The sequence below is a fragment of the Hydrogenophaga sp. GW823-FHT04C09 genome (genome assembly GCF_058796355.1).
The window spans coordinates 132,057-154,724 of sequence record NZ_JBXAIO010000001.1 but is presented as its reverse complement, the minus strand read 5'-3'; the positions used below and the strand labels follow the sequence as shown (position 1 = coordinate 154,724).

The window sequence follows — 22,668 nt, the reverse complement described above, 5'->3', positions numbered from 1 at the left end:
CCGGGTCTCGATGGAAGAAAGGGGAATGGATCGATGATTCCCGAGTGGCTCCAGGGGTGTCAACGAAACTCGGCCTGCTTTCCGGCAGGCAGAAAACGGCCGCGTTCGCATTGCCTCGCGGGTGCGGACCGGGTGATGATCACCGCATTCCCGATCCATTCCACGCACCCTTCATGCCATCCACGCCCGCTCCTTCGTCCCCCGGTGTCCGTCCGCGCAGCTTCGCGGCCTTTCTCGACCATCCCGCGCTCACTGTCGCGGGCAACCGCCACCGGCGCATGCGCGCGCAGAACCTCATCGTGGAGTGGATCGAGGCAGGCACCGAGCCCTTCGACGTCGAGAGCACGGCCGAGATGCTGCTGGTCTTTCCCGATGCGGGCGCGGTCATCTCGCCAGCCGGGCAGGGGCCCAGCGTGGTGGTGCCCAACGCGGGCAGCGTGTGCGTGCTGGCCGCCGGCCGCTCCAGCGTGCGGCTCGCCGCGCCCGGCACCTGCGCGGTGATCGCCTCGAACCGTCCCGACATCGAGCCCGCCACGGTGCTCAACGAGGCTGCGTATGCCGAGCCGGACGCGCGCATCAAGCCCACCGGCCGCCCCTTTTGCCGCAAGCCCGGCGCGCCGCTGGTGCAGGTGTTCGACATGGCCCAGGTGCCGGCACCGGCCGACAACCCGCGCCTGAAGATGCTGCAGACCGACACGCTGAGCATCAACTGGGTGTCGTACCACGGCGTGCGCGACCGCAAGGCCTTGAGCCCGCACAGCCACGGCGACCTGGAGCAAGGCTCGCTCGCGCTGGCGGGGAATTTCGTCCACCACCTGCGGGTGAACTGGGGCAAGGACGCCAACCTCTGGCGCGACGACGAGCACCTGGCTGCGCCATCGCCCTCGCTGGTGGTGGTGCCGGTGGACCTGGTGCACACCACCGAGGGCGTGGGCGACGGCCACCACCTGCTGCTCGACCTGTTCAGCCCGCCGCGCGAGGACTTCATCGCGCGCGGCTGGGTGTACAACGCCGGCGACTACAGCGCCAGCGCGGAGTCCGCGTGAACGCGCACCACGGTTGGCGGCGCGACACGCGCGAGCCGGCGGTGGCGCTGCCGCCGCTGTCGTGCGACTGCGCGGTCCACGTCTTCGACCCCGCGCGCGTGGACCTGCTGCTGCCCGGCCGCCGCTACGAGCCGCCGGTGGCCTGGCTCGACGAGCTGCGCACACTGCACGAGCGGCTGGGCGTGCAGCGCGCGGTGCTGGTGCAGCCCTCGGTGTACGGCAACGACCACGCGGTGCTGCTCACCGCCTTGCGCGCGGACCCGGCGCGCTACCGGGGCGTGGCCCTGCTCGACGACAGCGTGTCCGACGCGGCCTGCGAAGAGCTGCATGCGGCGGGTGTGCGCAGCGCGCGCTTCAACATCCTCTCGCGCTTCGGCGCGGCCTTCGACACCACGGCCTTCCGCCGCCAGGTGCGCCGGGCCGAGGCCCTGGGCTGGAGCATCTCGCTGCACGCCACCGCCGACGAACTGGCGGCGCACGCGCGCCTGCTGCTGGACATCCGCGCCGAGGTGGTGGTGGACCATCTGGCCTACCTGAACCCGGGCGACCTCGACGGCGAGGGCTTCCGCTTCCTGCGCGAGGCCGTCACGCGCGGCCACTGGTGGGTGAAGGTTTCGCGCGTGGACCACCGCTTCGCACCGCCTTACGACGACGCGGTCGAGTTGATCCGCCGGGTGGTCGCCCTCAACCCCTGGCGCATGCTGTGGGCCACCGACTGGCCGCACCCGCTGTACGACGTGGCCACGACCACCATGCCCAACGACGCCGACCTGGTCGAGCTGCTCGCGCGCGCCGTGCCCGACGCGGCCCTGCGCGAGCAGATCCTGGTCCACAACCCCGCCCGCGTGTTCGGTTTCCCCGACGCCTGATCCCCCTTCCCGAGAAGACCCCGCCTGATGAACGCCCAACGAAACGAACCCGTCCTGATCTGGGAACGCGTGATGCCCGACGACCCCAGCATTCCCTGGCTGCGCGAGCAAGGCTTCGACGTGCGCCTGGGCAAGCCCAACCACGACCCCGGCTACCGCCGCCACCTGGAGGCCGACTTCATCGCCGACGCCCAGGGGTGCCAGGGCGTGCTGATTTCCGGCGGCATCCGCGTCACGCGCGAGGTGATGGCCGCCTTGCCCGGCCTCAGGGTGATCAGCAAGATCGGCGTCGGTGTGGACACGGTGGACGTGGCGGCCGCGAGCGACCTGGGCATTGCCGTCTGCAACACGCCCGGCGGCAACGACTCCGTGGCGGTGGCCGAGCACGCCATGACCCTGCTGCTGGCGCTGCGCAAGCAGCTGCATGTGTGGACCCGCGGCTACCTGCAGGGCGGCGGCTGGCGCAGCCCCCAGGTGTTCGCCGGCGGGCTTGACGGCAGCACGCTGGGCATCGTGGGCTTTGGCCGCATCGGCCGCGCGCTGGCGCAGCGCGTGGCGGGCTGGAACGTGCGCGTGCTGGTGCACGACCCGCTGGCCCGCGACCTGCCCGCGGGCGTGCAAGCCGTGGGCATGGACGAGCTGCTGGCGCAGAGCGATGCGGTGTCGCTGCATTGCCCGGCCTTGCCCGGCGACCGCCCGCTGCTCGATGCGGCGGCGCTGGCGCGCCTGAAGCCCGGCGCCGTGCTGATCAACACGGCGCGCGCCACGCTGGTGGATGCGCTGGCGCTGATCGCCGCGCTGGACGCCGGCACGCTGGCCGGCGCGGCCTTCGACGTGTTCGACCCCGAACCCCCGGCGCGCGACGACCCCTTGCTCGCCCACCCGCGCGTGCTGAACACGCCGCACGTGGCCTCGTGGACCTGGGAGGGCTTCTTCGGCCGCCGCCAGCAGGCTGCCGACAACCTCGCGAAGGTGGTGCGCGGTGAAGCGGGCGCCGCCATCGTCAACGCCACGCCCTGACTCTTTTCCCGGAATTCTTCTGACATGTACATCGACCTCGACACCGCGACCGACTTCAAGCGCTCCCTCTTCAACGCCATCGTCGCGCCCCGGCCCATCGGCTGGATCAGCACCGTGAGCGCGGACGGCCGCGTCAACCTCGCGCCGTTCTCGCACTTCAACCTGGTGTCCACCGCGCCACCGGTGGTCATGTTCTCGTGCAACGCGCCCGACGACCGCGAGGTGAAGGACACCATCGCCAACGTGCGCGCCACGGGCGAGTTCGTCACCAACCTCGTCACCTGGGACCTGCGCGAGCAGATGAACCTGTCCTCGTTCAACGCGCCTCACGGCACCGACGAGTTCGAGATCGCCGGCCTCGAGAAAGCCGCCAGCCACAAGGTGCGGCCACCGCGCGTGGCGGCCTCGCCCGCCTGCATGGAATGCCAGCTGCTGCAGATCGTGAACATCGAGCCCGTCGGCCCCGGCGACACCTTCAGCAACGTGGTGTTCGGCCGCGTGGTGGCGCTGCACCTGGACGACCAGTTCATCGAGCCCAGCGGGCGCTTCGACGTGGTGCGCACCCGCCCGCTCACGCGCCTGGGCGGCAACCAGTACGCCTCCACCGGGCCCATCGTCGAGCTGGGCCGGCCCAACCCGCCCCGGGCCTGAGGCCTCAGCGCACCGCCACGCGGTGCACCGCGACGCGGGTGGCCGGCAGGGGCCGCGTGGGCACGATGTCGGCCAGCGTGACGCCGTCGAGCCGCGCCAGGAAATCCTGCAGGGCGCTGTGCAACACGCCGGTCAGGGCGCAATCGCCCGTGCGCACGCAGGTGTTGCCGCTGGAGAAACACTCGACGAGGTGGAAGTCGGGCTCCATGTCACGCACCACCTCGCCCAGACCGATCTCGTGCGGGGCGCGGGCCAGCCGCATGCCGCCGCCCTTGCCGCGCACGGTCTCGATCCAGCCCAGCAGACCGAGGTGGTGCGTGACCTTCATGAGGTGGGCTTCGGAGATGCCATGGGCCTGCGCGGCCTCGGCGATGGTGCACAGGCGATCCGGCTGCTGCGCGAGGTACATCAGCAGCCGCAGGGCGTAGTCGGTCATGGTGGTCAGGCGCACGGCGGGCCTCCGTCGAGCACGAGGTCGGCGGGCACCTCGTCCGGGCTGTTGCTCAGCTGGTAGCCGTACCAGAGGCTTTGCGCGATGCGCTGCGCCATGGCGAAGGCCTGCTCGCCCATGGCGCGGTTGGGCAGGGCGCCGGTGGTCTCGCGAAAGAGGGCCAGCCAACGCTGGAACAGGGCCTGGGTGAGACCGGGCAGGGCCGCGTGGCGCGGCATGGGCGCGCCGGTGAAGCGGCCGGTGCGGCGCAGGATGGAGGACCAGAAGTCCACCAGCTGCGCGAGGTGGTTGTCCCAGTCGTGGATGTGGGCGTTGAAGATGGGGCCGAGCACCTCGTCGCGCCGCACCCGCGCGTAGAACGCATGGACCATGCTCGAAACCTCTTCCTCGGTGCAGACCGCCATGACGCCCATGATGTTTCCCGTGCACGGACCCCGCACCCTCGGCGCGCAAAAAGATCCATCTAGAATCAATCTTATGGGAGATCGGGCACCCCCGCGTGCGCCAGGGCCGCCAAAGCGGCGCTTCCTTGATCCATCTCAAGACTTCCGGAGACCCGATTGAACCCCGATGGCCAGCCTCCCGTCGCGCGCTTCGAAGGCGCCATCCGTTTCCTCGCGGCGTTCTGGCCGGCGCCGGTGCGCGTCGATGCCCACGAGCGCTGGCGCAGCGTGGCAGGGGCGGGCCTGGGCATCCTGTTCACGGCCCTGGTGAGCCGCTGGTGGGCGGGGGCGAATGCCATGGGTCCCTGGCTGGTCGCGCCGCTGGGCGCGAGTGCCGTGCTGGTGTTCGCGCTGCCCGCGAGCCCGATGGCGCAGCCCTGGTCGGTGGTGGGCGGCAACACGCTCTCGGCACTGGTGGGCGCGGCCTGCGCCATGCTGGTGCCCGACCCGGCCTGGGCGGCGGCGCTGGCCGTGGCGGCGGCGATCGCGCTCATGTTCGCGCTGCGCTGCCTGCACCCGCCGGGCGGCGCGACCGCGCTGCTGACCTCCTTGGGCGCGGTGGGCTTTCATTTCGCGGCTTTCCCGATGTTCGTGAACTCGCTGCTGCTGGTGGTGGCGGGCGTGGTCTACAACAGCCTGAGCGGGCGGCGCTACCCGCACGCCCAGGTGCGGGCCACGCACGAGCCGACCGCCGCGCCGGCCCGCTTCAGCGCGGCCGACCTGGACGCGGCACTGGCGCACTACAACCAGGTGCTGGACGTGAGCCGCGACGACCTGGAGGAGCTGCTGCACCACGCGGAGTCGGCGGCCTACCAGCGCAACTTCGGCAGCCTGCGCTGCGGCGACATCATGACGCCCGAGCCGATCGCGGTGTCCTTCGGCACCCCGTTGCGCGAGGCCTGGGGCCTGATGCGCCAGCACCGCATCAAGGCGCTGCCGGTGGTGGACCGGGCGCGGCGCATCGTGGGCATCGTGACGGTGTCGGACTTCATGCGGCACGCCGAGCTGGACCGGCACGAGGGCATCGGCGACCGCTTCCGCGCGCTGATGCGGCGCAGCGGCACGGTGCATTCGGACAAACCGGAGGTGGTGGGCCAGCTGATGACGCGCGAGGTGCGTGTGGCCAGCATCCACCGGCACGTGAGCGAGCTGGTGCCGCTGTTCTCGGAAGGCGGGCACCACCACATTCCCATCATCGACACGGAGCGCCGGCTGGCCGGCATCATCACCGAGTCGGACCTGGTCAGGGCGCTGCACCGGGTGGCGCGGCCGGCGGACTGAGCATCAGCGCGGCGGCGTGCCGCGCGGCGATCCATTCCTCGTTGGTCGGCTCGACGGCCACCGCCACCGCGCCACCGGGTGCGGAGATGAGCGCGGCGTTGGCTTCGTTGGCCGCCTCGTCCAGGGCCAGACCCAGGAAGCCCAGGTCGCGGCAGATGCGGCGGCGCATCTCGGCGCTGTGCTCGCCCACGCCGGCCGTGAACACCAGCAGATCCAGGCCGCCGAGCACGGCCACCAGCGCGCCGATCTCGCGCACGATGCGCCGCACGTAGAGCGCCAGCGCGGCGCGCACGCGTTCGCCGGTGAGGTCGTCGCGGCCTTCCTCGGCGAACAGGCGGCGCGGCTCGGACGACACGCCCGACACGCCGAGCAGGCCCGACTCGTGGTACAGCACGCGGCCCACGTCTTCCAGACTGAGCTTCTCGATCTCCATCAGGTAGATCACCGCGCCGGGATCGAGCGAGCCGGTGCGCGTGCCCATCATCAGGCCGTCCAGCGCCGAGAACCCCATGGTGGTGGCCACGCTGCGCAGGCCCTGCAGCCCGCACAGGCTGGCGCCGCTGCCCAGGTGCGCGGCGATCACCCGGCCTTGGGCCAGCGCGCCATACCGCTCGGGCAGCGCCACCGAGAGGTACTCGTAGGACAGGCCGTGAAAGCCATAGCGCCGCAGACCCCGTTCCCAGGCCGCGTAGGGCAGGGGCAGCATCTGCTCGACCTGGGGCAGGGTGTGGTGGAAGGCGGTGTCGAAGCAGGCCACCTGCGGCAGCCGCGGGTCGCTGGCCAGCAGCACCTGGATCGCGTCGAGCGCGAAGGGCTGGTGCAGCGGCGCCAGCGGGATGTAGCTTTGAAGATCGGCCAGCACGGCCGCGTCCACGCGCACCGGGTCGAAGTACTGGCGGCCGCCGTGCACCACGCGGTGCGCCACCGCGCGCAGTGGCGTGGCGCCCAGGTGGGCGCGCACGCGGCGCAGGATGTGCGCCAGGGCCTCGTGGTAGGGCTGTGCGGGGTCCAGTGCCAGCGCGGTCTCGGGGGTGTCGGTGTCGGCGGTGGTGGGCCGCGGCCCGCCGATGCCGCGCACCTGGCCTTTCCAGGCCGGCTCGCGCGGCACGGTGGGGCCGCTGGCGTCGAAGATGGCGAACTTGATGCTGGACGAACCCGCGTTGAGCACGAGCACCATGCCGCTCATGGTCGGCTGGCCCGGTAGCGGTGCGCCAGCAGCACCGCGATGGCGCACGAGGCCAGGCGCGTGGCGCGCGAATCGGCGCGGCTGGTGAGCACGATGGGCACGCGCGCGCCGATGGCGATGCCGGCGCTGGCCGCATGGCCCATGAACTCGAGCTGCTTGGCGAGCATGTTGCCGCTTTCCAGGTCGGGCATGACCAGCACGTCGGCACGGCCGGCCACGGGCGAATCGATGCCTTTGACGCGCGCGGCCTCGGGCGAGATGGCGTTGTCGAAGGCCAGCGGGCCATCGAGCAGGGCGCCGGTGATCTGGCGGCGGTCGGCCATCTTGCACAGGGCGGCGGCGTCCAGCGTGGCGGGCATGCGCGGGTTGATGGTCTCCACCGCGGCGAGGATGGCCACGCGCGGCTGCGCCACGCCGATGGTGTGGGCGAGTTCGATCGCGTTGCGCACGATGTCGGCCTTTTCCTCCAGGGTGGGCGCGATGTGGATGGCCGCGTCGGTGATGATGAAGGGCCGGGGGTAGGCGGGCGTCTGCATCAGGTAGCAGTGGCTCAGGCGGCGCTTGGTGCGCAGGCCGGCCGAGGCGGGCAGCACGGCACCGAGCAGTTCGTCGGTGTGCAGACTGCCCTTCATGAGCGCCTCGACCTCGCCGCGCCCGGCCAGTTCGGCGGCGCGCGCGGCCGCCGCGTGGCTGTGCGGCACGTCCTCGATGCCCAGGCCCGAGAGGTTCAGGCCGGCTTGCGCGGCCAGCTCTTCCAGCCGCGCTCGCGGCGCGACCAGCACCGGCTCGATCAGGCCGGCGTCTCGCGCATCGAGCGCGCCTCGCAGGCTGAGTTCGTCGCAGGGGTGCACCACCGCGACGCGGATGGCACCGAGCGCGCCGGCCTGTGCCAGCAGGCGGGGCAGGCCTTCGGGGGTGAGTTGCACGCCGTGGGCTGGCGGGGTGTCGGGGAGCTTCATGTCAGGCGGGTCCTGGTGCGGGAAGGCGGGGCCATGGCGATGATGGCATGCGCTCCCGCCATGGAGGCACCTCCCTAATGCCACCCGAGGGCATCGAGGCCGCCAGCGGGGTGGCTGTGGTATGTTCGTTTCGCCGCCTGGGTGGGGTGTTCTCGCAGGGAACAACGGGCGGCACCGGTACTTTCTACAGCCAGTCCAACATGCCTTCATCGCTGCGAAATGTCCCGATGACCAAGCCTTTTTCACGCCACTGGCGAAGCCTTGTTTCCGTGGCCGCTCTGCTCGCGCTGAGCGCACCGGCCTTGGCGCAGGGGCTGGACTATGCGCAGGCCCTGCAACAGGCGCAGGAGGCGTCCGGCCAGGTGCGCAACGCGCGCATGGACGTGCAGGCCAAAGACCTCAAGGCCGAGGCCTTGGCCCACCTGGGGGGCCCGGCCCTGTCGCTCTCGGGCTTTTCGGGCCGGGTCGCCACCACCTTCAACCTCGACACCTCGCCGCTGGCCAATGCCGCGGGCTCGCTGGGGTCGGTCGTGCCCGGCGGCCTGTCCATTCCGCCCATTCCCAACGCGGTGTCGGTGAACCGCACCTTCAACCTGCATTCCCTGGGCCTGAGCGCCAACTGGCCGATCTACACCGGCGGCCGGCTCGAAGCCATCCATGGGCTGGAAGCGGGCAAGGCCGACGAGGCCCGGGCCGAGGCCCGGGACGTCGAAGACAAGATGTCGACCACCGTCGCCCAGCGGTATTTCTCGCTGCAGCTCGCCACGCACGCGGTGCAGTTGCGCAGCGCGGCGGCCAAGGGCATCGCCGACCACCAGCGCGCCGCGCAGCGCCTGGAGGCGACCGGCCTGATCGCGACCGCCGAGCGGCTCAAGGCCGACGTGGCGCTCGACGGCGCGCGGCGCGACCTGGCCAGGTCGCAGAGCGACCTCGAGATCGCGCAGGTGGCGTTGACGCGCCTGCTGGGCGCGGCCTCGCCCGCGCCGCTGACCACGCCGCTGTTCGTCAACTCGGCATCGGTGGGCACGCTGCAGTCCTTCATCGACGCGGGGCTCGCCCACAACCCCGCCTGGGACAAGATCGCGAGCAAGCGGACTCAGGCCGACCAGGCCCTGAAGCTGCAGACCGGCGGCCAGCTGCCGACGGTGCTGGCGATCGGCAACTACAACTTCAACCGCAGCAGCGACAAGCTGGTGCAGCCCAACTGGGCGGTGGGCATCCTGGTGTCGGTGCCACTGATCGACCGCATCGACCGGGGCAAGATGAAGGAGGCCGCCATCCTTGATCAACAGCGCGTGAGCGCCCTGGAGGAGCAGGCGCAGCGCGACGTGCCGACCCTGATCGAGAGCCAGTGGCGGGCCTTGCAGAATGCGCGCGCGCAGTTCCTGTCCATGGACTCGACCATCCGCCTGGCCCGCGAGAACCTGCGCCTGCAGACGGTGTCGTTCCAGCAGAGCCAGAGCACCTCGCTGGACCTGACCGATGCGCGCCTGAACCTGCTCAAGGTGGACACCGAGCGCGTGCAGGCCGCCTACGACTACGTCATGGCCCTGGCCCGCCTGCTGGAGGCCAGCGGCCAACCCCAGCGCCTGGCCGAATTCGCGCAGAACGCCGACATCAAGATCGCTCCCCCAGCCGAGTAAGCCCATGCCCATGCCCTCCCAAGTCCAGCGCGTCCTTCTCGCCATCCTCGGTGTGGCCGTCGTCGCCTTCCTCGCGTGGGGGCTGTGGAAGGCCTTCACGCCGCAGCCGCTGCCGCTGCAGGGCCAGATCGAGGCGCAGGAGATCAATGTGTCGTCCAAGGTGCCTGGCCGCGTCGGCACGGTGCATGTGCACCTGGGGCAGACCGTGAAGGCCGGCGATCTGCTGTTCGAACTCGACAGCCCGGAAGTGGCCGCCAAGATCGCCCAGGCGCGCGCCGCCGAGGCGGCGGCCTCGGCCGTGGCCGCCAAGGCCAATGCCGGTGCGCGGCCGGAGGAGGTCGAGGCCGCGCGCCTGAACTGGGAGCGCGCCAAGACCGGCGCGCAACTGGCCAAGACCACCCACGACCGGGTGCAGACCATGTTCGCCGAGGGCATCCTGTCCGGGCAGAAGCGCGACGAAGCCCTGGCCCAGTGGCGGGCGGCCCAGCAGCAGGCCGATGCGGCGCGGGCGCAGTACGAGATGGCGCGCAAGGGCGCGCGCCCGGAAGACAAGGCGGCCGCCCAGTACCAGGCCCAGCAGGTCGGCGGCGTGCTGTCGGAAGCGGAGGTGGCGCTGGCCGAGACGCGCATCACGGCGCCCGCCGCCGGTGACGTGAGCAAGATCCAGATCCAGCCCGGCGAGATCGCACCGCAGGGCTTCCCGGTGATCACCCTGGTCAACCTGCAGGACGTGTGGGCGGTGCTGCAGGTGCGCGAGGACGCGATGGCGGACTATGCGGTGGGCAGCCGGCACACCGCCGAGGTGCCGGCGCTGCGGCGCAGCATCGAACTGGTGGTGTCGTCGGTGGGCGTGCTGCCCGACTTCGCCACCTGGCGCGCCGCGCGACCGGGTGGGACCGATCTGCGCACCTTCGAGATCCGGCTGCGCCCAGCCAGTCCGGTGGCGCAGCTGCGACCGGGCATGAGCGTGGTCTTCCCCGCACCCTGAGCCCGCCCGTGGAGACCACCGCCAACGCGACCGGCTTCGGCCCCGTGGTCCGGCGCGAGTGGCAACGCTTGCGGCGCGACGCCTGGGACCTGGGCATGCTCACCTGGATACCGCTGGGCGTGTGCCTGCTCATCTGGTGGATGTTCGCCGCCGGCATCGCGCGCGACCTGCCGATTGTCGTGATCGACCGGGACCAGTCGAGCCTGTCGCGCTCGCTGCTGCGCCTGGTGGACGGGTCGCCGGGGGTGCGTGTGGCGGCGGCGGTCGGGAGCGAAGCCGAGGCCACGGCCTGGCTGCGCGAGCGCCACGCCTATGGGCTGCTGGTCGTTCCGGCCTCGTTCCAGCACGACATCGGGGCCGGGCGCTCGGCCACCGTGTCCTGGTTCTACAACGGGCAGTTCTCGGTGCACGCGGGCGGCCTGACCCGCGACGTGCGCACCGCCGTCTCCACGCTGAGCGCCGGCATCGAGATCACGGCGCGCGGCAAGCGCGGCGCCTCGGCGGCGCAGGCCGCGGAGCAGTTCGAGCCGATCCGCCTGCGGCTGGGCACGCTGTACAACGAGAACGCGAACTACGAGTCCTTCCTGGTGCTCGCGCTGATCCCGTCCATGCTGCAGATCTTCGTGGCGCTCGCGGCCATCACCGCGGTCGGCCGCGAGCTGCGCGCGGGCAGCGTGCCGCAGTGGCTGGAGAGCGCGGGAGGCCGCTGGGGCACGGCGGTGGCCGGCAAGCTGGTGATCCCCGCGCTGGCTTTTGCCGTGCAGGCGGTGTTGTTCGTGGTGTTCTTCGGCTTCGTGCGCGGGTGGGCGATCGAAGGCAGCGGCGCGATGATCGTCGTCGGCCTGTGGCTGCTGATTGCCGCCTACCTCGGTCTGGGCCTGCTCATGATCGCGGTCACCCTCACGCTTCGCAACGCCTTGTCGGCGGCGGCCTTCGTCACCGCGCCGGCCTTTGCCTTCTCGGGCCAGGGCTATCCCCTGAGCGCCATGCCGCCGCTGGCGCGCGCCTGGGCCGAAGCGCTGCCCTTGACCCACTACCTGCAGCTGCAGGGCAAACACTGGCTGGCCGGCGCGCCCTGGACCTATGGCGTGGGCGATGCCCTGGTCCTGCTCGGCTTTGCGGTGGTGGCCGGCGGCGCCGGGCTGCTGATCCTGAAGCAGCGGGCGGGCCAACCCTCGGCCTGGGGGCGCACATGAGCGGCCGTCCATCGCCGGGGCCCGCCAGCCTGATCGGCAGTTTCGTGGCGACCTGGCGCGCCATGCTCGGCGATGTCGGCGCCATCATGCTGCTGTTCGTGGGCGGCATCGTCTACTCGTTTTTCTATCCGCTGCCGTATTCGCGCGAGAGCGTGCAGCAGGTGCCGGTCGCGGTGGTCGACCAGGACCTCAGCGCGATCTCCCGCCAGATCACCCGTTACGTCGCGGCGCACCCCGCCGTGGACATTCGACGGGTCACGCCCGACCTTCGCGAGGCGCAGGACCTGCTCTGGAAGAACGAGATCGCCGGTGTGCTGATGATCCCGCCCGGGCTGGAGAGCAAGGTCCTGAGCGGTCGCCGGGCGGAGGTCGACATCAGCGGCAACGGCGTGTACATGATGATGAACAAGGTGGCGCTCAACGGCCTGGCCGAGGCCGTGGGCACGGTCTCGGCCGGCATCGAACTCAAGCGGCTGGCGGCCAGCACGCCCTCGGCCGCCCAGGCCATGGCCCAGCGACAACCGGTCAACGTCAATGCGGTGGCTCTTTTCAACGTGCGCGAAGGCTATGGCGCCTACATCGTGCCGGGCGTGGCGTTGCTGATCATCCAGCAGACGCTGCTGCTGGCGATCACGCTGCTGTTCGGCACCTGGCGCGAGCGCGGCGCCTTCCCGGTCCGGCGCAGCAGCGCCGCCTACTTCGGCATGCTGCTGGCCTTCGCCACCGTGGCCTTTGCCAACAGCCTGTACTTTTTCGGCTTCGTGCTGTGGTGGCAGGACTACCCCCGGGCGGGCAATTTCGGCGGCCTGTTGCTGTTCGCGGCCCTGTTCGCGCTCTGTGTCGCGGCGCTGGGCATGCTGCTGGGCAGCCTCTTTCGCACGCGCGAGCGCAGCGTGCAACTGCTGCTGTGCACGGCCTTGCCGTTCATGTTCCTCACCGGCCTGTCGTGGCCGGTGGAAGCCCTGCCACCCGTGTTGCAGGCCTTGCGCTGGCTCGTGCCCTCGACCGCCGGCGTGCAGGGCTTCATCGCGCTGAACCAGCTGGGCGCGGGCCTGGCCCAGGTGGCGGCGGAGGCCGCCGCGCTGGCCGCCGTGTGCCTGGTGTCGATGGCGGCGGGCCTGTGGCGCTGGCGCGCCGAGGACCGTTTGGTATCTTCCAAGGTCTGAACCCGACGGCCCGCTCCGCGTGCCGGTCACCTTGAAAGGAGCTTTCGCGTGAGCACACCCGCCACCCCGCGCCACATCCTGCTGGCCACCGACCTGAGCAGCCGCAGCGACCGCGCCCTGGACCGCGCCGTGCGCCTGGCGCGCGAGTGGGACGCGCGCCTGGTCGCGCTGACGGTGGTCGAGCCCGAGCCGGCCGAGGCGCCCACCTCGGTGCTGTCGCGCGCATCGGGCCTGAGCGGCGGCACCGCGCGCCGGGCGATGGTGGAGCAGCGGCTGCGCGCCGACCTCGCGGGCGAGGACGGTGACCTGCCGCTGGTGCCCCGGGTGGAGCAGGGCGCCGTGACCGACACCGTGCTCACCGTGGCCACGGCCGAGGGCAGTGGCCTGATCGTGACCGGTGTGGCGCGCAACGAGGCGCTCAGCCGCGTGGTGCTGGGCTCGACGGTGGATGCCCTGGCGCGCCGCTCGCCCGTGCCTTTGCTCGTGGTGCGCAACCGGCCGCGCGCGACCTACAGCCACGTGATCGTGGCCAGCGATTTTTCGCCCGCGTCGCGCCACACCCTGCGCACCGCCGCCGCGCTCTTTCCCCAGGCGGAGCTCACGCTGTTCCACGCGTTCGACAACCCGTACCCCGCGATCGGCGGCGTGGACACCACCAAGGTGCGCGCCGACGGCCTGGCCCAGGCCGAACGCGAGGCCGAGGCCTTCATCCAGTCGTGCGAACTGCCCGGCGATGTGGGCCTGCGCCTGCGCACCTGGCTGGAGCATGGCGACACGGGCCTGCTGCTGCACGCCCATGGGCTGGCGCACCCGGCGGACTTAGTGGTGCTGGGCACGCAGCAGCGCCGTGGCGTGCTCGGCCTGCTGCTGGGCAGCGTGGCGCAGCGCGTGCTGGAAATGGCCGAAAACGACGTGCTGGTGGTGCCACCAGAGGCCGCCTGAGTCCAGCGGCTCCGACGAACGGGCCCGTCTGGGGCGTCAGGACAACAGTTCGGGGCGTCCGGGTGGACCGGCCCGATACCGATATTTACACTGGTGGTGTCTGAACTTTCCGCGAGCGGTGCTGTCCATTCTGCGCCCCCACCACTCCCTGACCGCCTTGCACCCATTGCCCCACCGTTCATTGCGCTTCTCGCTGCCGCTGCAACTGGCCCTGGCCGGTGCGCTGGGCATCGGCTCCCTGGCCATCGCGCAGGCCGAAACACCCCCGCCTTCCCTGGCCCCGGCGACCCAGCAGCTGGCGGTGGCCGCGCCCGCGAGCCCGACCGTGGTGGTTCCCCCGGTCGCCCAGCAGTTGGCGGCGATCGACCCGCGCTGGAGTTCGAGTTTCGAGGCCTTCGCCGCCGCCGACCTGAAGCAGGCGCCGCAACCGGGCGGCGTGGTCTTCGTGGGCAGTTCGTCGATCCGCCTTTGGAACGACCTGGAGACCAGCTTTGCCGACCAGCCCGTGGTCATCAAGCGCGGTTTCGGTGGCTCGCAGCTGCTGGATTGCGTGAAGCTGGTGAACCGGCTGGTGCTGCCCTACAAGCCCCGCATGGTGGTGGTGTACGCGGGCGAGAACGACCTGTCCGAAGGTGCCACGCCGCGCGACGTGCTGGAGCGTTTCACGGCCTTCGTGCGCGCGGTCAAGGCCGAGCTGCCCGAGAGCCGCATCGCCTTCGTCTCCATCAAGCCCAGCCCGTCGCGCGCGGGCCTGATGGCGTCGGTGCGCGAGACCAACGAGCTCATCAAGGCCTACAGCGTGACCGAGCCGCAGCTGGACTTCATCGACGTGTTCTCCTCCATGCTCGGCGCCGACGGCCAGCCCCGCCCGGAGCTGTTCCTGGGCGACCGCCTGCACCTCAACGCCGAAGGTTATGCGCTGTGGCAGCGCATCATCGCCCTGCACCTGAAGGGCTGACGAGGCGGGCCGCGTTTTTCGCGGCGCGGCGATCCCGGCCGAGCGACGCGCGGGCCACCACCCACAGGGCGTAGAAGCCCACGAACAGGATCAGCAGGTCCACCGACCAGGGTCTGGCGGGGTTCGTGGCGCCGAACACGGCCAGCGCCAGCAGGGCCACCACCAGGTGGGCGCAGAACACCGGCAAGGCCGCCTTGCCCAGGGTTTCCAGGGGCCGCCAGCGCGGCAGGTGCCGCTTGAGCCAGGGGCCGAAATGCATCACCAGCACCAGCAGGGCCAGCAGGTTGATCAGGCGCAATGGGCCGAGGTGCCATTTGTCGAACATCAGGTTGACCACCGAGCCATCGGGCATCGGCGTCTGTCCCACGGCGTGGCGCCAGAGGAAGGCGCAGGCCGCCAGGGCCAGGGCGATGCGCACCATCCAGCGCGGAAAGCGCGTGGGGGTGTGGTCCGGGCGGCTGTGCTCGGTGCCCATCCACAGGCCCATGGTCCACAGGAACTGCCAGGCGAAGATTTCGAAGGCACCCATGTCGCGGTAGCGCACCGGCATGTCGAACCAGCCGAAGACCATCTGGTAGAGCGCCGGGCCCAGGCCGAACTGGGCGCCGAACCACAGCGCGAGGCTCAGCGCCATCACCGCGCGCCAGCCGTGCTCCCGGCCGTGCAGCAGCACCAGCGGGCTGAGCAGCATGAAGACGATGTAGATCGGCAGGATGTCCAGCAGCGCCGGGCTGTACAGCAGCAGGCCTGCGCTCAGGGTGGCGACCACCGGCCGCTCCAGGAAGAAGGCGAGCAGGTCGGTCACGGCGCCTTCGCGCAGCGCCAGGCCCAGGCCGGCGATGGCGGTGAAGGCGAACAGCACCAGGGCCAGCTGGCAGGCGTAGAGCTTGAGCGCGCGGTTGAAGAAGGCGTTTTTCATCGCCTGCGCGCCCTGCGTGTCGGCCTTGGTGGAATACACACGGCCGGCCATGTAGGCCGACAGCAGCACGAAGCCTTCGGCGGCCGACACATAGCCCAGCGGCTGACCCAACGGGTCCGCGAGCTTCGTGGGCAGGTGGGTGAGGGTCATCAGCACGAGCATCAAGCCGCGCATGGCGTCCAGTTCCCACTGGCGATCGTCCTGGCTCATGGCGGTGGTGCGGGGGCAGGTGGCGTGCCTGCCAGGTGACTCGATCCCTGATCGGGGCCGCAAAGCCTCGCAAAGTTCCCCGGTATGGGGAGGCGCGTCACTGCGCCTGGGAACGCGCGCGCCAGAACACGCCGGGTCGCCGGCCGGCGCGCTCGCGTGCCTCCACCAGCATGGCCACCGCGAACAGGCCGGCGAACGCGGCCAGCAGCAGTGCGACGTCCGTGGTCCAGGGGCGCACCACCTGGGTCGAACCGAAGAAGGCGAGGGTGAACAGCGCGATCACGATGTGGGTGCAGAAGACCGACAGGGAGTGCCGCCCCAGCAGCTCCAGCGCGTGCGGGCGCGGCAGCACGCGCACCAGCCAGGGGCCGGCGGCCATGAGCAGCACGAAGACGCTGGCGAAGTTCAGCACCCGCATGGGCCCGAGCGACCATTTGTCGAGCAGCAGGCCCACGGCGGGCAGCCAGGGCAGCGGGTCCTGGCCCGCGATGTGGCGCCACGCCAGCATGGCCCCGGCGTACACGGCCGCCGGCGCCAGCACCCAGCCCGGCAGGCGCGGCCAGGGCTGTTCGCGCGCGCCCAGCCACAGGCCCGCGACCCACAGGGCCTGCCAGGCCAGCCAGTGGAAGGCGCCCATGTCCTTGTACGGGATGGGCAGGCCGGTCAGCGCCACGACCAGGTCGTGCACGCCCCGGCCCACGCCCCACTGTTCGCCCAGCCAGAGCAGGCCGCTGACGGCCAGCACGCCGAGCCAGCCGTGTCGCAGGCCGCGGCGCAGCAGCCAGGGGCTGGCCAGCATCATGAAGATGTAGAGCGGCAGGATGTCCAGCAGCGGCGGGTTGTGCAGCAGCAAGGCGGCACCGACCACGGCGGCCTGCGGGTCGATGAAGAAAAATTCGAGCAGGCCGGTGACGCCGCCCTGCCGGTTGAACACCCCGAGCCAGGCGATGAGGGTGAAGGCCAGCAGCAGCAGGCCCAGCTGGCAGAGGTAGAGCTTGAGCGCCCGTTCATGGAAGGCGGCCTGCATGGCGGGCAGGCCATCGCGCCGGGCGCGGCGGCCGTAGACGCGGCCGGCCATGAAGGCCGAGAGGAACACGAAACCCTCGGCCGCCGAGACAAAGCCGAACGGCTGGCCCGATGGCAACGAGTACATCGTCGGCATGTGGGTCAGCGTCATCAGGACGAGCATCAAGCCCCGCAGGGCGTCGAGCTCCCAGCGGCGTTGCGGGGCGTGTGGCATCAGGGAAAACCAGTAGAACCCGCGATCATGCCAGAGGGGCGCTGCGGCGGGCCCGCCAGGCCTGCAGAAAACCCCAGGACAGGCCGAGCACGGCCGCCAGCAGCGAGGCCAGCAGCACGCCCAGCTTGGCGGCGCCGAGCAACTGGGCATCGTCGAAGGCCAGCGTGGCGATGAAGATGGACATGGTGAAGCCGATGCCCGCCAGCAGGCCGACCAGGCCAACGCCGGACCAGGTCACGCCGTCGGGCAGGCGGCACAGGCCCAGGCGCACGGCCAGCCAGCTGGCGCCGAGCACGCCGAGCGGCTTGCCGAGCACCAGGGCCAGCACCACGCCCAGGGTGACGGCTTGCGCGCTGCCGGAGGCGAGGTCCACGCCGTCGAGCGTCACGCCCGCATTGGCCAGGGCGAACAGGGGCATCACAGCGTAGGCCACCCAAGGGTGCAGCGCCCTTTGCACGCGGGTCACCGGGGCCTCGCCGCGCAGGCGCACCGGCAGCACGGGTGTCATGAGGCCCAGCACCACGCCCGCCAGCGTGGGGTGCGCGCCGGTCTGCAGCAGGCCCAGCCAGAGCACGGCGCCGGGCACGACGTAGGCCCAGGCCGAGCCGATGCCGATGCGCTGCAGGCCCAGCACCATGAAGATGCCCAGGCCGGCCACCAACAGGCCGCTGAAGTCCAGCCCGCCCGAATAGAAGACCGCGATGATGAGCACCGCCACGATGTCGTCGATGATGGCCAGGGCCAGCAGCAGCACGCGCACGTTGCCTGGAATGGCGCGGCCGAGCAGGGCCAGAACGCCGACGGCGAACGCGATGTCGGTGGCGGTGGGCACGGCCCAGCCGCGCAGCGTGGTGGGGTCGGTGTTCAACGCGACATAGATCAGCGCTGGCACCAGCACCCCGCCCAGCGCGGCGGCCAGGGGCAGGGCGGCGAGCGGGAGGCTGGCGAGCGCGCCTTCGTGGATCTCGCGCCGGATCTCCATGCCCACGACCAGGAAGAACACCGCCATCAGGGCATCGTTGATCCAGAAGTGCAGCGATTGCACCGACACGTAGGGGCCGATGCCGAGGGTCAGGGGCGCATGCCAGAGCGCGTGGTAGCTGGCGGCGGCGGGCGAGTTGGCCCAGATCAGGGCGATGGCCGCCGCGAGCAGCAACACGACACCACTGACGGCTTCGATGTGGAGAAAACGGGAGAGGGCGGCGAATGCGCGGTCGGCAACAAGTTGGGCGCGCGGCAGGGTCTGCCGGGAAGGGGCTCGATTCATGGACGTATCAACTCCGCGCGGCGGCCCGACCAGCGCTTGAACCTGTTTCGCTGCGACAGGCAGCGCGAACACCCAGCCCTGTATTTTACCCGATGGGGTATGGGCCCTGGCCTACACTCGCCGCATGCCCGACACGCCCGTTTTCGACGACGCCCGCTTCATGCGCCTGGCGCTGGCCGAAGCCCAAGCCGCGGCCCAGGCCGGTGAGGTGCCGGTGGGGGCGGTGGTGGTGAAGGACGGCCGCGTGATCGCCACCGGCCGCAACGCCCCCATCGACGGCCACGACCCTACCGCGCACGCCGAAATCGTCGCCTTGCGCGCCGCCGCGCAGGCGCTGGGCAACTACCGGCTCGATGGCTGTTCGCTCTACGTGACGCTGGAGCCGTGCGCCATGTGCAGCGGGGCCATGCTGCATGCGCGCCTGGCCCGCGTGGTGTTCGGCGCGGCCGACCCCAAGACCGGCGCGGCGGGCTCGGTGCTCGATCTGTTCGGGCATGCCCGGATCAACCACCAGACCACCGTGCAAGGCGGTGTGCTGGCCGAGGAGGGGGCGCAACTGCTGCGCGGTTTTTTCAAGGAGCGCCGAGTGAACCTGCATCCCTTGCGCGACGATGCCCTGCGCACGCCCGACGAGCGTTTCCAGAACCTGCCGGGCTACCCCTGGGCGCCGCGGTATGTGAGCGATCTGCCCGCGCTCGGCGGCCTGCGCCTGCACTACCTCGACGAAGGGCCGAAGGACGCGCCTACAACCTGGCTCTGCCTGCACGGCAACCCGGCCTGGAGCTACCTCTACCGCCACATGATCCCGGTGTTCCTGGCCAGCGGTGCGCGCGTGGTCGCGCCCGACCTGATCGGCTTCGGCCGCAGCGACAAGCCCAAGAAGGACGGCGCGCACTCGTTCACCTGGCACCGCCAGGTGCTGCTGGAATTCGTCGAGCGCCTCGACTTGCACAACGTGGTGCTGGTGGTGCAGGACTGGGGCGGGCTGCTGGGCCTGACCCTTCCCATGGCCGCGCCGCAGCGCTACCGGGGGCTGCTGGTGATGAACACCACGCTGGCCACCGGCGAGGCCCCGCTGTCGCCCGGCTTCGTGGCCTGGCGCAACATGTGCGCGCAGAACCCCGAGTTCGACGTGGCGCGCCTGTTCGCGCGCGGCAACCCGCAGATGTCACCGGCCGAATGCGCGGCCTACAACGCGCCGTTTCCGGATCGGGGTCACCGCGCCGCGCTGCGCGCCTTCCCGCCCATGGTGCCCGAGCACGCCGACGACGAGGGTGCGGCCATCAGCCGGCAGGCGCGGAACTTCTGGTCCCACGAATGGCGGGGGCAGAGCCTCATGGCCATCGGCCAGCAGGACCCGGTGCTCGGTGATGCCGTCATGCAGGCCCTGCACGCCCAGATCCGCCATTGCCCCGAGCCTCTTCGACTGCCGCAAGCCGGCCACTTCGTGCAGGAGCATGGCCAGTCCATCGCCGAAGCCGCCGTGGGCCATTTCGCGGCGCCCGCACCCGGATAATCGAGCCCTTTTTCGCCCAACACCATGAGCCACGGTCACACGCACACGCCCGCCTGCAGCCCCGATTGCAACCACAGCCACCACCACGGCACCAAGCACATCTACATTTACTCACCCTCCAGCGCGGTGCGCGACAAGGCCGCGTTCCGCCGCGGCGTGGCGCGGCTCAAAGCGCTGGGCCACGAGGTCGAGATCGACGAGGCGGCGCTGAGCAGCCACATGCGCTTCGCGGGCGACGACGCCACGCGCCTGGCCGCCATCGAGCGCGCCACCGCCAGCGGCGCGAACGTGGCGCTGATTTCGCGCGGGGGTTATGGGCTCACGCGCATCGTGGGCGACCTGCCTTTCAAGAAGATCGCCAAGGCGATCGAGCGCGGCACCCAGTTCGTGGGCCTGAGCGACTTCACGGCGCTGCAGATGGCGGTGCTGGCCAAGACCGGTGCCGTCACCTGGGGCGGCCCGGCACTGGGCGAGGACTTCGGCGCCGAAGTGCCGGACGACATCATGGAAGCCTGCTTCGACGACCTGCTCGTGGGGCATGGCGAAGGCTCGGGCTGGCGGCTGCCGGTGTCGGACGCGAAGGCGGCCCCGCGCAAGGACGGCGAGGCAGCGCCGGTGTTCCGGCTGCGCGGCGCCACGCTGTGGGGCGGCAACCTCAACGTGATCTGCGCGCTCGTGGGCACGCCTTACCTGCCTCAGGTCAAAGGCGGCATCCTGTTCCTGGAGGACGCGAACGAACACCCGTACCGCATCGAGCGCCAACTCACGCAGTTGCTCAACGCGGGGATCATCGGCCAGCAGAAGGCGGTGCTGATGGGCTCGTTCAACCGCTTCAAGCTGGTGCCGGGTTACGACCGGGGCTTCAAGCTGCAGACGGTGATCGACTGGATGCGCACGCGCACGAAGACGCCGGTGTTCACGGGCCTGCCCTTCGGGCACGTGCCGACCAAGGTGTTGCTGCCCGTGGGGCGCAAGGTGGATCTGATGGTGGAAGGGCGCGATGCCCTGATCTACTGGGGCTGAAGGCCTTGCGGGGAGATCAGGACCTGCGCGAGCGGCCAGCGTCGATCAGGCTCTTGGGCACCAGGCCCTGGAACACCGGCGAGAGGCTTTGCACGCGGTGCACCGCGAGCGCCTCGCCGTGCAACTGGCTCAGCACGGCCACCATCTCGGCGCGTGCGAACCACAGGGCGTGAGCATCGTGCAGGTACTTCAGCTTGCGCGTGAGCTGTGGGTTGGCCTTGGCGCCTTCTTCGCCCAGCACCGCGAGCATGGCTTCGCGCACCGGCTCCAGGGACTCGGGCGAGTCCTTGCGCGTCTCGGGGCTGAGAAGGGCGGAAATGCTGTTGCGGATACCGGGTTTGAACCAGCGCATGGAAGTGGCCTCAACGACTTTGTACTAATTGGATACAGGATACGTCGCGAGCGCGGGGATGTGCAATCGGGAATGTTTGACAACACTCAAAAAACAACAAATAAATCATATGTTTATCGTCGGTTTTTGATTGACTCCATGAGGTGTGTAATACCTTCTTACGCATTCGTTAACAATTTGCATCGACGTAGCGCCATCGAGCAGGCCGGGTCGGGTGCACTTTTTTTCAACCGCCAGGGCCCGCTTTCGAGGGCTCGAAACGGCGGTTTTCCGACACGCCTTCATACATTGGGTGGTGTGTTGTAATCCAGCCGATATGTCTTCTCTCCTATGGCCGAACTGACAATTGCTTTCGTGGATCTGACGGGTAGCGTCTCGGTGTTTGAAACACTGGGCAACGACCGCGCCACCAAGGCCGTCACCAAGCTGACCCAGTGGATTGGCTCCATGGGCGTGGAGAACGGGGGCACGGTGGTCAAGATGCTGGGCGACGGCGTGCTGATGTCGTTCGCCAACAACCGCAACGCGGTCGATGCGATGGTGCTGATCCAGCAGGAGCACGCCAAGCGCGTCATGCAGTGGCCCGACCGCCTCAAGCTCATGATGCAGATCGGCATGGCGCGCGGCCAGGTCGTGGTGGTCGATGGCGATTGTTTCGGCGACGCGGTCAATGTGGCCTCGCGCCTGAGCGACCTGGCCGGCCCCGAACAGATCATGGCCACCGACACCGTGATCCGCAAACTCGGCCCCCGCCATGGCGTGCGCAGCCGCAGCCTGGGGCCGATGCGCATCAAGGGCCGGGTGGAGCCCTGCGAGGTGTTCCGCGTCGAGTGGCAGCCCGAGATGCTGTCCGAGTTCCTCACGCTGCCGGCCGACCTGCACGCCCTGAGTCCGATGAAGGAGTCCGTGTTCGGAGGCTTCGAGCTGGCCTGGCTCGACACCACGCAGGCCTTCAGCCTGACCGACCTGCCGATGAAGATCGGCCGCGTGCCGGAGGCCGATTTCGTGGTGAGCGACCCGCGCGTCTCGCGCATGCACGCCAGCATCGACATCCGCTCGGGCAACTACGTGCTCGAAGACATCAGCAGCTACGGCACCTGGGTGCGTTTCGGCGCGGGCGACAACGTGATCGCCCTGCGGCGCCAGGAGTGCCTGCTGCACAGCGACGGCGAGATCGCCATGGGCGCGCCCTTCAGCGATTTCAGCGCGCCCACGGTGCGCTTCCGGCTGGTCGACGGCCAGATGTCGATCGGGCCGATCGGCATCGAGAAATAAGCAGGCGCGGCAGGGAAGGCCGCAAGGCGGCGCACGGGACACCCGCGTGCCGTCGGGATCACAACAA

General features: G+C 70.4%; 21 protein-coding genes and 1 pseudogene. 14 read left to right on the top strand and 8 right to left on the bottom strand.

The window, feature by feature from the left end:
• Positions 1-173: 173 nt before the first annotated feature.
• From AC1Q9M_RS00800 to AC1Q9M_RS00785, 4 genes are read left to right on the top strand one after another with little or no spacing between them, the layout of a single operon-like run.
• Positions 174-1,046, top strand: coding sequence for a cupin domain-containing protein (locus tag AC1Q9M_RS00800; RefSeq protein ID WP_492431950.1), 873 nt, complete (start codon positions 174-176; stop codon positions 1,044-1,046).
• On the top strand, positions 1,043-1,915 hold the full coding sequence (locus AC1Q9M_RS00795) for an amidohydrolase family protein (protein WP_382158159.1): 873 nt from the start codon (positions 1,043-1,045) through the stop codon (positions 1,913-1,915). The genes AC1Q9M_RS00800 and AC1Q9M_RS00795 overlap by 4 nt, the downstream gene beginning before the upstream one ends.
• Before the next feature lie 27 nt (positions 1,916-1,942).
• Positions 1,943-2,935, top strand: a complete 993-nt coding sequence (locus AC1Q9M_RS00790; RefSeq protein WP_492431948.1) for an NAD(P)-dependent oxidoreductase — start codon at positions 1,943-1,945, stop codon at positions 2,933-2,935.
• Positions 2,936-2,959: 24 nt separating this feature from the next.
• Entirely contained in the window at positions 2,960-3,586 is a 627-nt protein-coding gene (locus tag AC1Q9M_RS00785; RefSeq protein ID WP_382158155.1) for a flavin reductase family protein, read from the top strand.
• 4 nt (positions 3,587-3,590) lie between these two features.
• Here AC1Q9M_RS00785 and AC1Q9M_RS00780 read toward each other — a convergent pair whose 3' ends face one another.
• Both AC1Q9M_RS00780 and AC1Q9M_RS00775 read right to left on the bottom strand, forming a co-directional pair.
• Positions 3,591-4,037: an RrF2 family transcriptional regulator gene (locus tag AC1Q9M_RS00780; protein ID WP_492431945.1), complete on the bottom strand. Its 447-nt coding sequence runs from the start codon at positions 4,035-4,037 to the stop codon at positions 3,591-3,593.
• A complete protein-coding gene (locus AC1Q9M_RS00775) occupies positions 4,028-4,450 on the bottom strand; it encodes a group III truncated hemoglobin (protein ID WP_492431943.1) in 423 nt (140 codons plus the stop codon). The genes AC1Q9M_RS00780 and AC1Q9M_RS00775 overlap by 10 nt, the downstream gene beginning before the upstream one ends.
• Positions 4,451-4,597: 147 nt before the next feature.
• Between AC1Q9M_RS00775 and AC1Q9M_RS00770 the strand changes: the two genes are divergently transcribed.
• Positions 4,598-5,761, top strand: a complete 1,164-nt coding sequence (locus tag AC1Q9M_RS00770) for an HPP family protein (protein WP_492431941.1) — start codon at positions 4,598-4,600, stop codon at positions 5,759-5,761.
• Here the strand turns inward: AC1Q9M_RS00770 and AC1Q9M_RS00765 are convergent.
• Entirely contained in the window at positions 5,724-6,947 is a 1,224-nt protein-coding gene (locus AC1Q9M_RS00765) for an acetate/propionate family kinase (RefSeq protein ID WP_492431939.1), read from the bottom strand. The two genes, AC1Q9M_RS00770 and AC1Q9M_RS00765, sit on opposite strands and share 38 nt — an antisense overlap.
• Positions 6,944-7,858: pseudogene (locus AC1Q9M_RS00760) on the bottom strand (bifunctional enoyl-CoA hydratase/phosphate acetyltransferase); the annotation flags it as partial. The pseudogene AC1Q9M_RS00760 and the gene AC1Q9M_RS00765, both read right to left, overlap by 4 nt.
• A gap of 317 nt (positions 7,859-8,175) precedes the next feature.
• On the opposite strand from AC1Q9M_RS00760, the gene AC1Q9M_RS00755 reads away from it, so the two are divergent.
• The 6 genes from AC1Q9M_RS00755 to AC1Q9M_RS00730 all read left to right on the top strand — a co-directional run bounded on the left by AC1Q9M_RS00755 (position 8,176) and on the right by AC1Q9M_RS00730 (position 14,799).
• Positions 8,176-9,549: a TolC family protein gene (locus AC1Q9M_RS00755; protein ID WP_444686507.1), complete on the top strand. Its 1,374-nt coding sequence runs from the start codon at positions 8,176-8,178 to the stop codon at positions 9,547-9,549.
• A gap of 4 nt (positions 9,550-9,553) precedes the next feature.
• Positions 9,554-10,537, top strand: coding sequence for an HlyD family secretion protein (locus tag AC1Q9M_RS00750; protein ID WP_382158144.1), 984 nt, complete (start codon positions 9,554-9,556; stop codon positions 10,535-10,537).
• 8 nt (positions 10,538-10,545) lie between these two features.
• On the top strand, positions 10,546-11,733 hold the full coding sequence (locus AC1Q9M_RS00745; RefSeq protein ID WP_444686509.1) for an ABC transporter permease: 1,188 nt from the start codon (positions 10,546-10,548) through the stop codon (positions 11,731-11,733).
• Complete coding sequence (locus tag AC1Q9M_RS00740; RefSeq protein ID WP_492431936.1) at positions 11,730-12,899, top strand: ABC transporter permease; 1,170 nt, start codon at positions 11,730-11,732, stop codon at positions 12,897-12,899. Before AC1Q9M_RS00745 ends, AC1Q9M_RS00740 begins: the two co-directional genes overlap by 4 nt.
• Positions 12,900-12,947: 48 nt before the next feature.
• The gene (locus AC1Q9M_RS00735) at positions 12,948-13,841 is read left to right on the top strand and encodes a universal stress protein (RefSeq protein WP_444686511.1); all 894 of its coding nucleotides are present in this window, start codon (positions 12,948-12,950) and stop codon (positions 13,839-13,841) included.
• Positions 13,842-13,998: 157 nt separating this feature from the next.
• Positions 13,999-14,799, top strand: coding sequence for an SGNH/GDSL hydrolase family protein (locus AC1Q9M_RS00730; protein WP_444686512.1), 801 nt, complete (start codon positions 13,999-14,001; stop codon positions 14,797-14,799).
• Here the strand turns inward: AC1Q9M_RS00730 and opgC (AC1Q9M_RS00725) are convergent.
• The 3 genes from opgC (AC1Q9M_RS00725) to nhaA form a co-directional block, all read right to left on the bottom strand.
• On the bottom strand, positions 14,774-15,928 hold the full coding sequence (gene opgC, locus AC1Q9M_RS00725) for an OpgC domain-containing protein (RefSeq protein ID WP_492431933.1): 1,155 nt from the start codon (positions 15,926-15,928) through the stop codon (positions 14,774-14,776). The two genes, AC1Q9M_RS00730 and opgC (AC1Q9M_RS00725), sit on opposite strands and share 26 nt — an antisense overlap.
• A 97-nt stretch (positions 15,929-16,025) precedes the next feature.
• Positions 16,026-17,168 (bottom strand): OpgC domain-containing protein, encoded by a 1,143-nt coding sequence (opgC, locus tag AC1Q9M_RS00720; RefSeq protein WP_444686514.1) that lies wholly within the window; start codon positions 17,166-17,168, stop codon positions 16,026-16,028.
• A 25-nt stretch (positions 17,169-17,193) separates the two neighbouring features.
• The gene (gene nhaA / locus AC1Q9M_RS00715) at positions 17,194-18,435 is read right to left on the bottom strand and encodes a Na+/H+ antiporter NhaA (protein WP_492431931.1); all 1,242 of its coding nucleotides are present in this window, start codon (positions 18,433-18,435) and stop codon (positions 17,194-17,196) included.
• Positions 18,436-18,559: 124 nt separating this feature from the next.
• On the opposite strand from nhaA, the gene tadA reads away from it, so the two are divergent.
• Together tadA and AC1Q9M_RS00705 are read left to right on the top strand one after the other, a co-directional pair.
• The gene (tadA, locus tag AC1Q9M_RS00710; protein ID WP_444686516.1) at positions 18,560-19,951 is read left to right on the top strand and encodes a tRNA adenosine(34) deaminase TadA; all 1,392 of its coding nucleotides are present in this window, start codon (positions 18,560-18,562) and stop codon (positions 19,949-19,951) included.
• A gap of 24 nt (positions 19,952-19,975) precedes the next feature.
• Complete coding sequence (locus AC1Q9M_RS00705) at positions 19,976-20,974, top strand: LD-carboxypeptidase (protein ID WP_382324698.1); 999 nt, start codon at positions 19,976-19,978, stop codon at positions 20,972-20,974.
• A 16-nt stretch (positions 20,975-20,990) separates the two neighbouring features.
• Here the strand turns inward: AC1Q9M_RS00705 and AC1Q9M_RS00700 are convergent, their stop codons facing one another.
• Positions 20,991-21,326, bottom strand: a complete 336-nt coding sequence (locus tag AC1Q9M_RS00700; protein ID WP_382158123.1) for a hypothetical protein — start codon at positions 21,324-21,326, stop codon at positions 20,991-20,993.
• A 330-nt stretch (positions 21,327-21,656) separates the two neighbouring features.
• On the opposite strand from AC1Q9M_RS00700, the gene AC1Q9M_RS00695 reads away from it, so the two are divergent.
• The gene (locus tag AC1Q9M_RS00695) at positions 21,657-22,601 is read left to right on the top strand and encodes an FHA domain-containing protein (RefSeq protein ID WP_444686517.1); all 945 of its coding nucleotides are present in this window, start codon (positions 21,657-21,659) and stop codon (positions 22,599-22,601) included.
• The last annotated feature ends 67 nt before the right edge of the window (positions 22,602-22,668 follow it).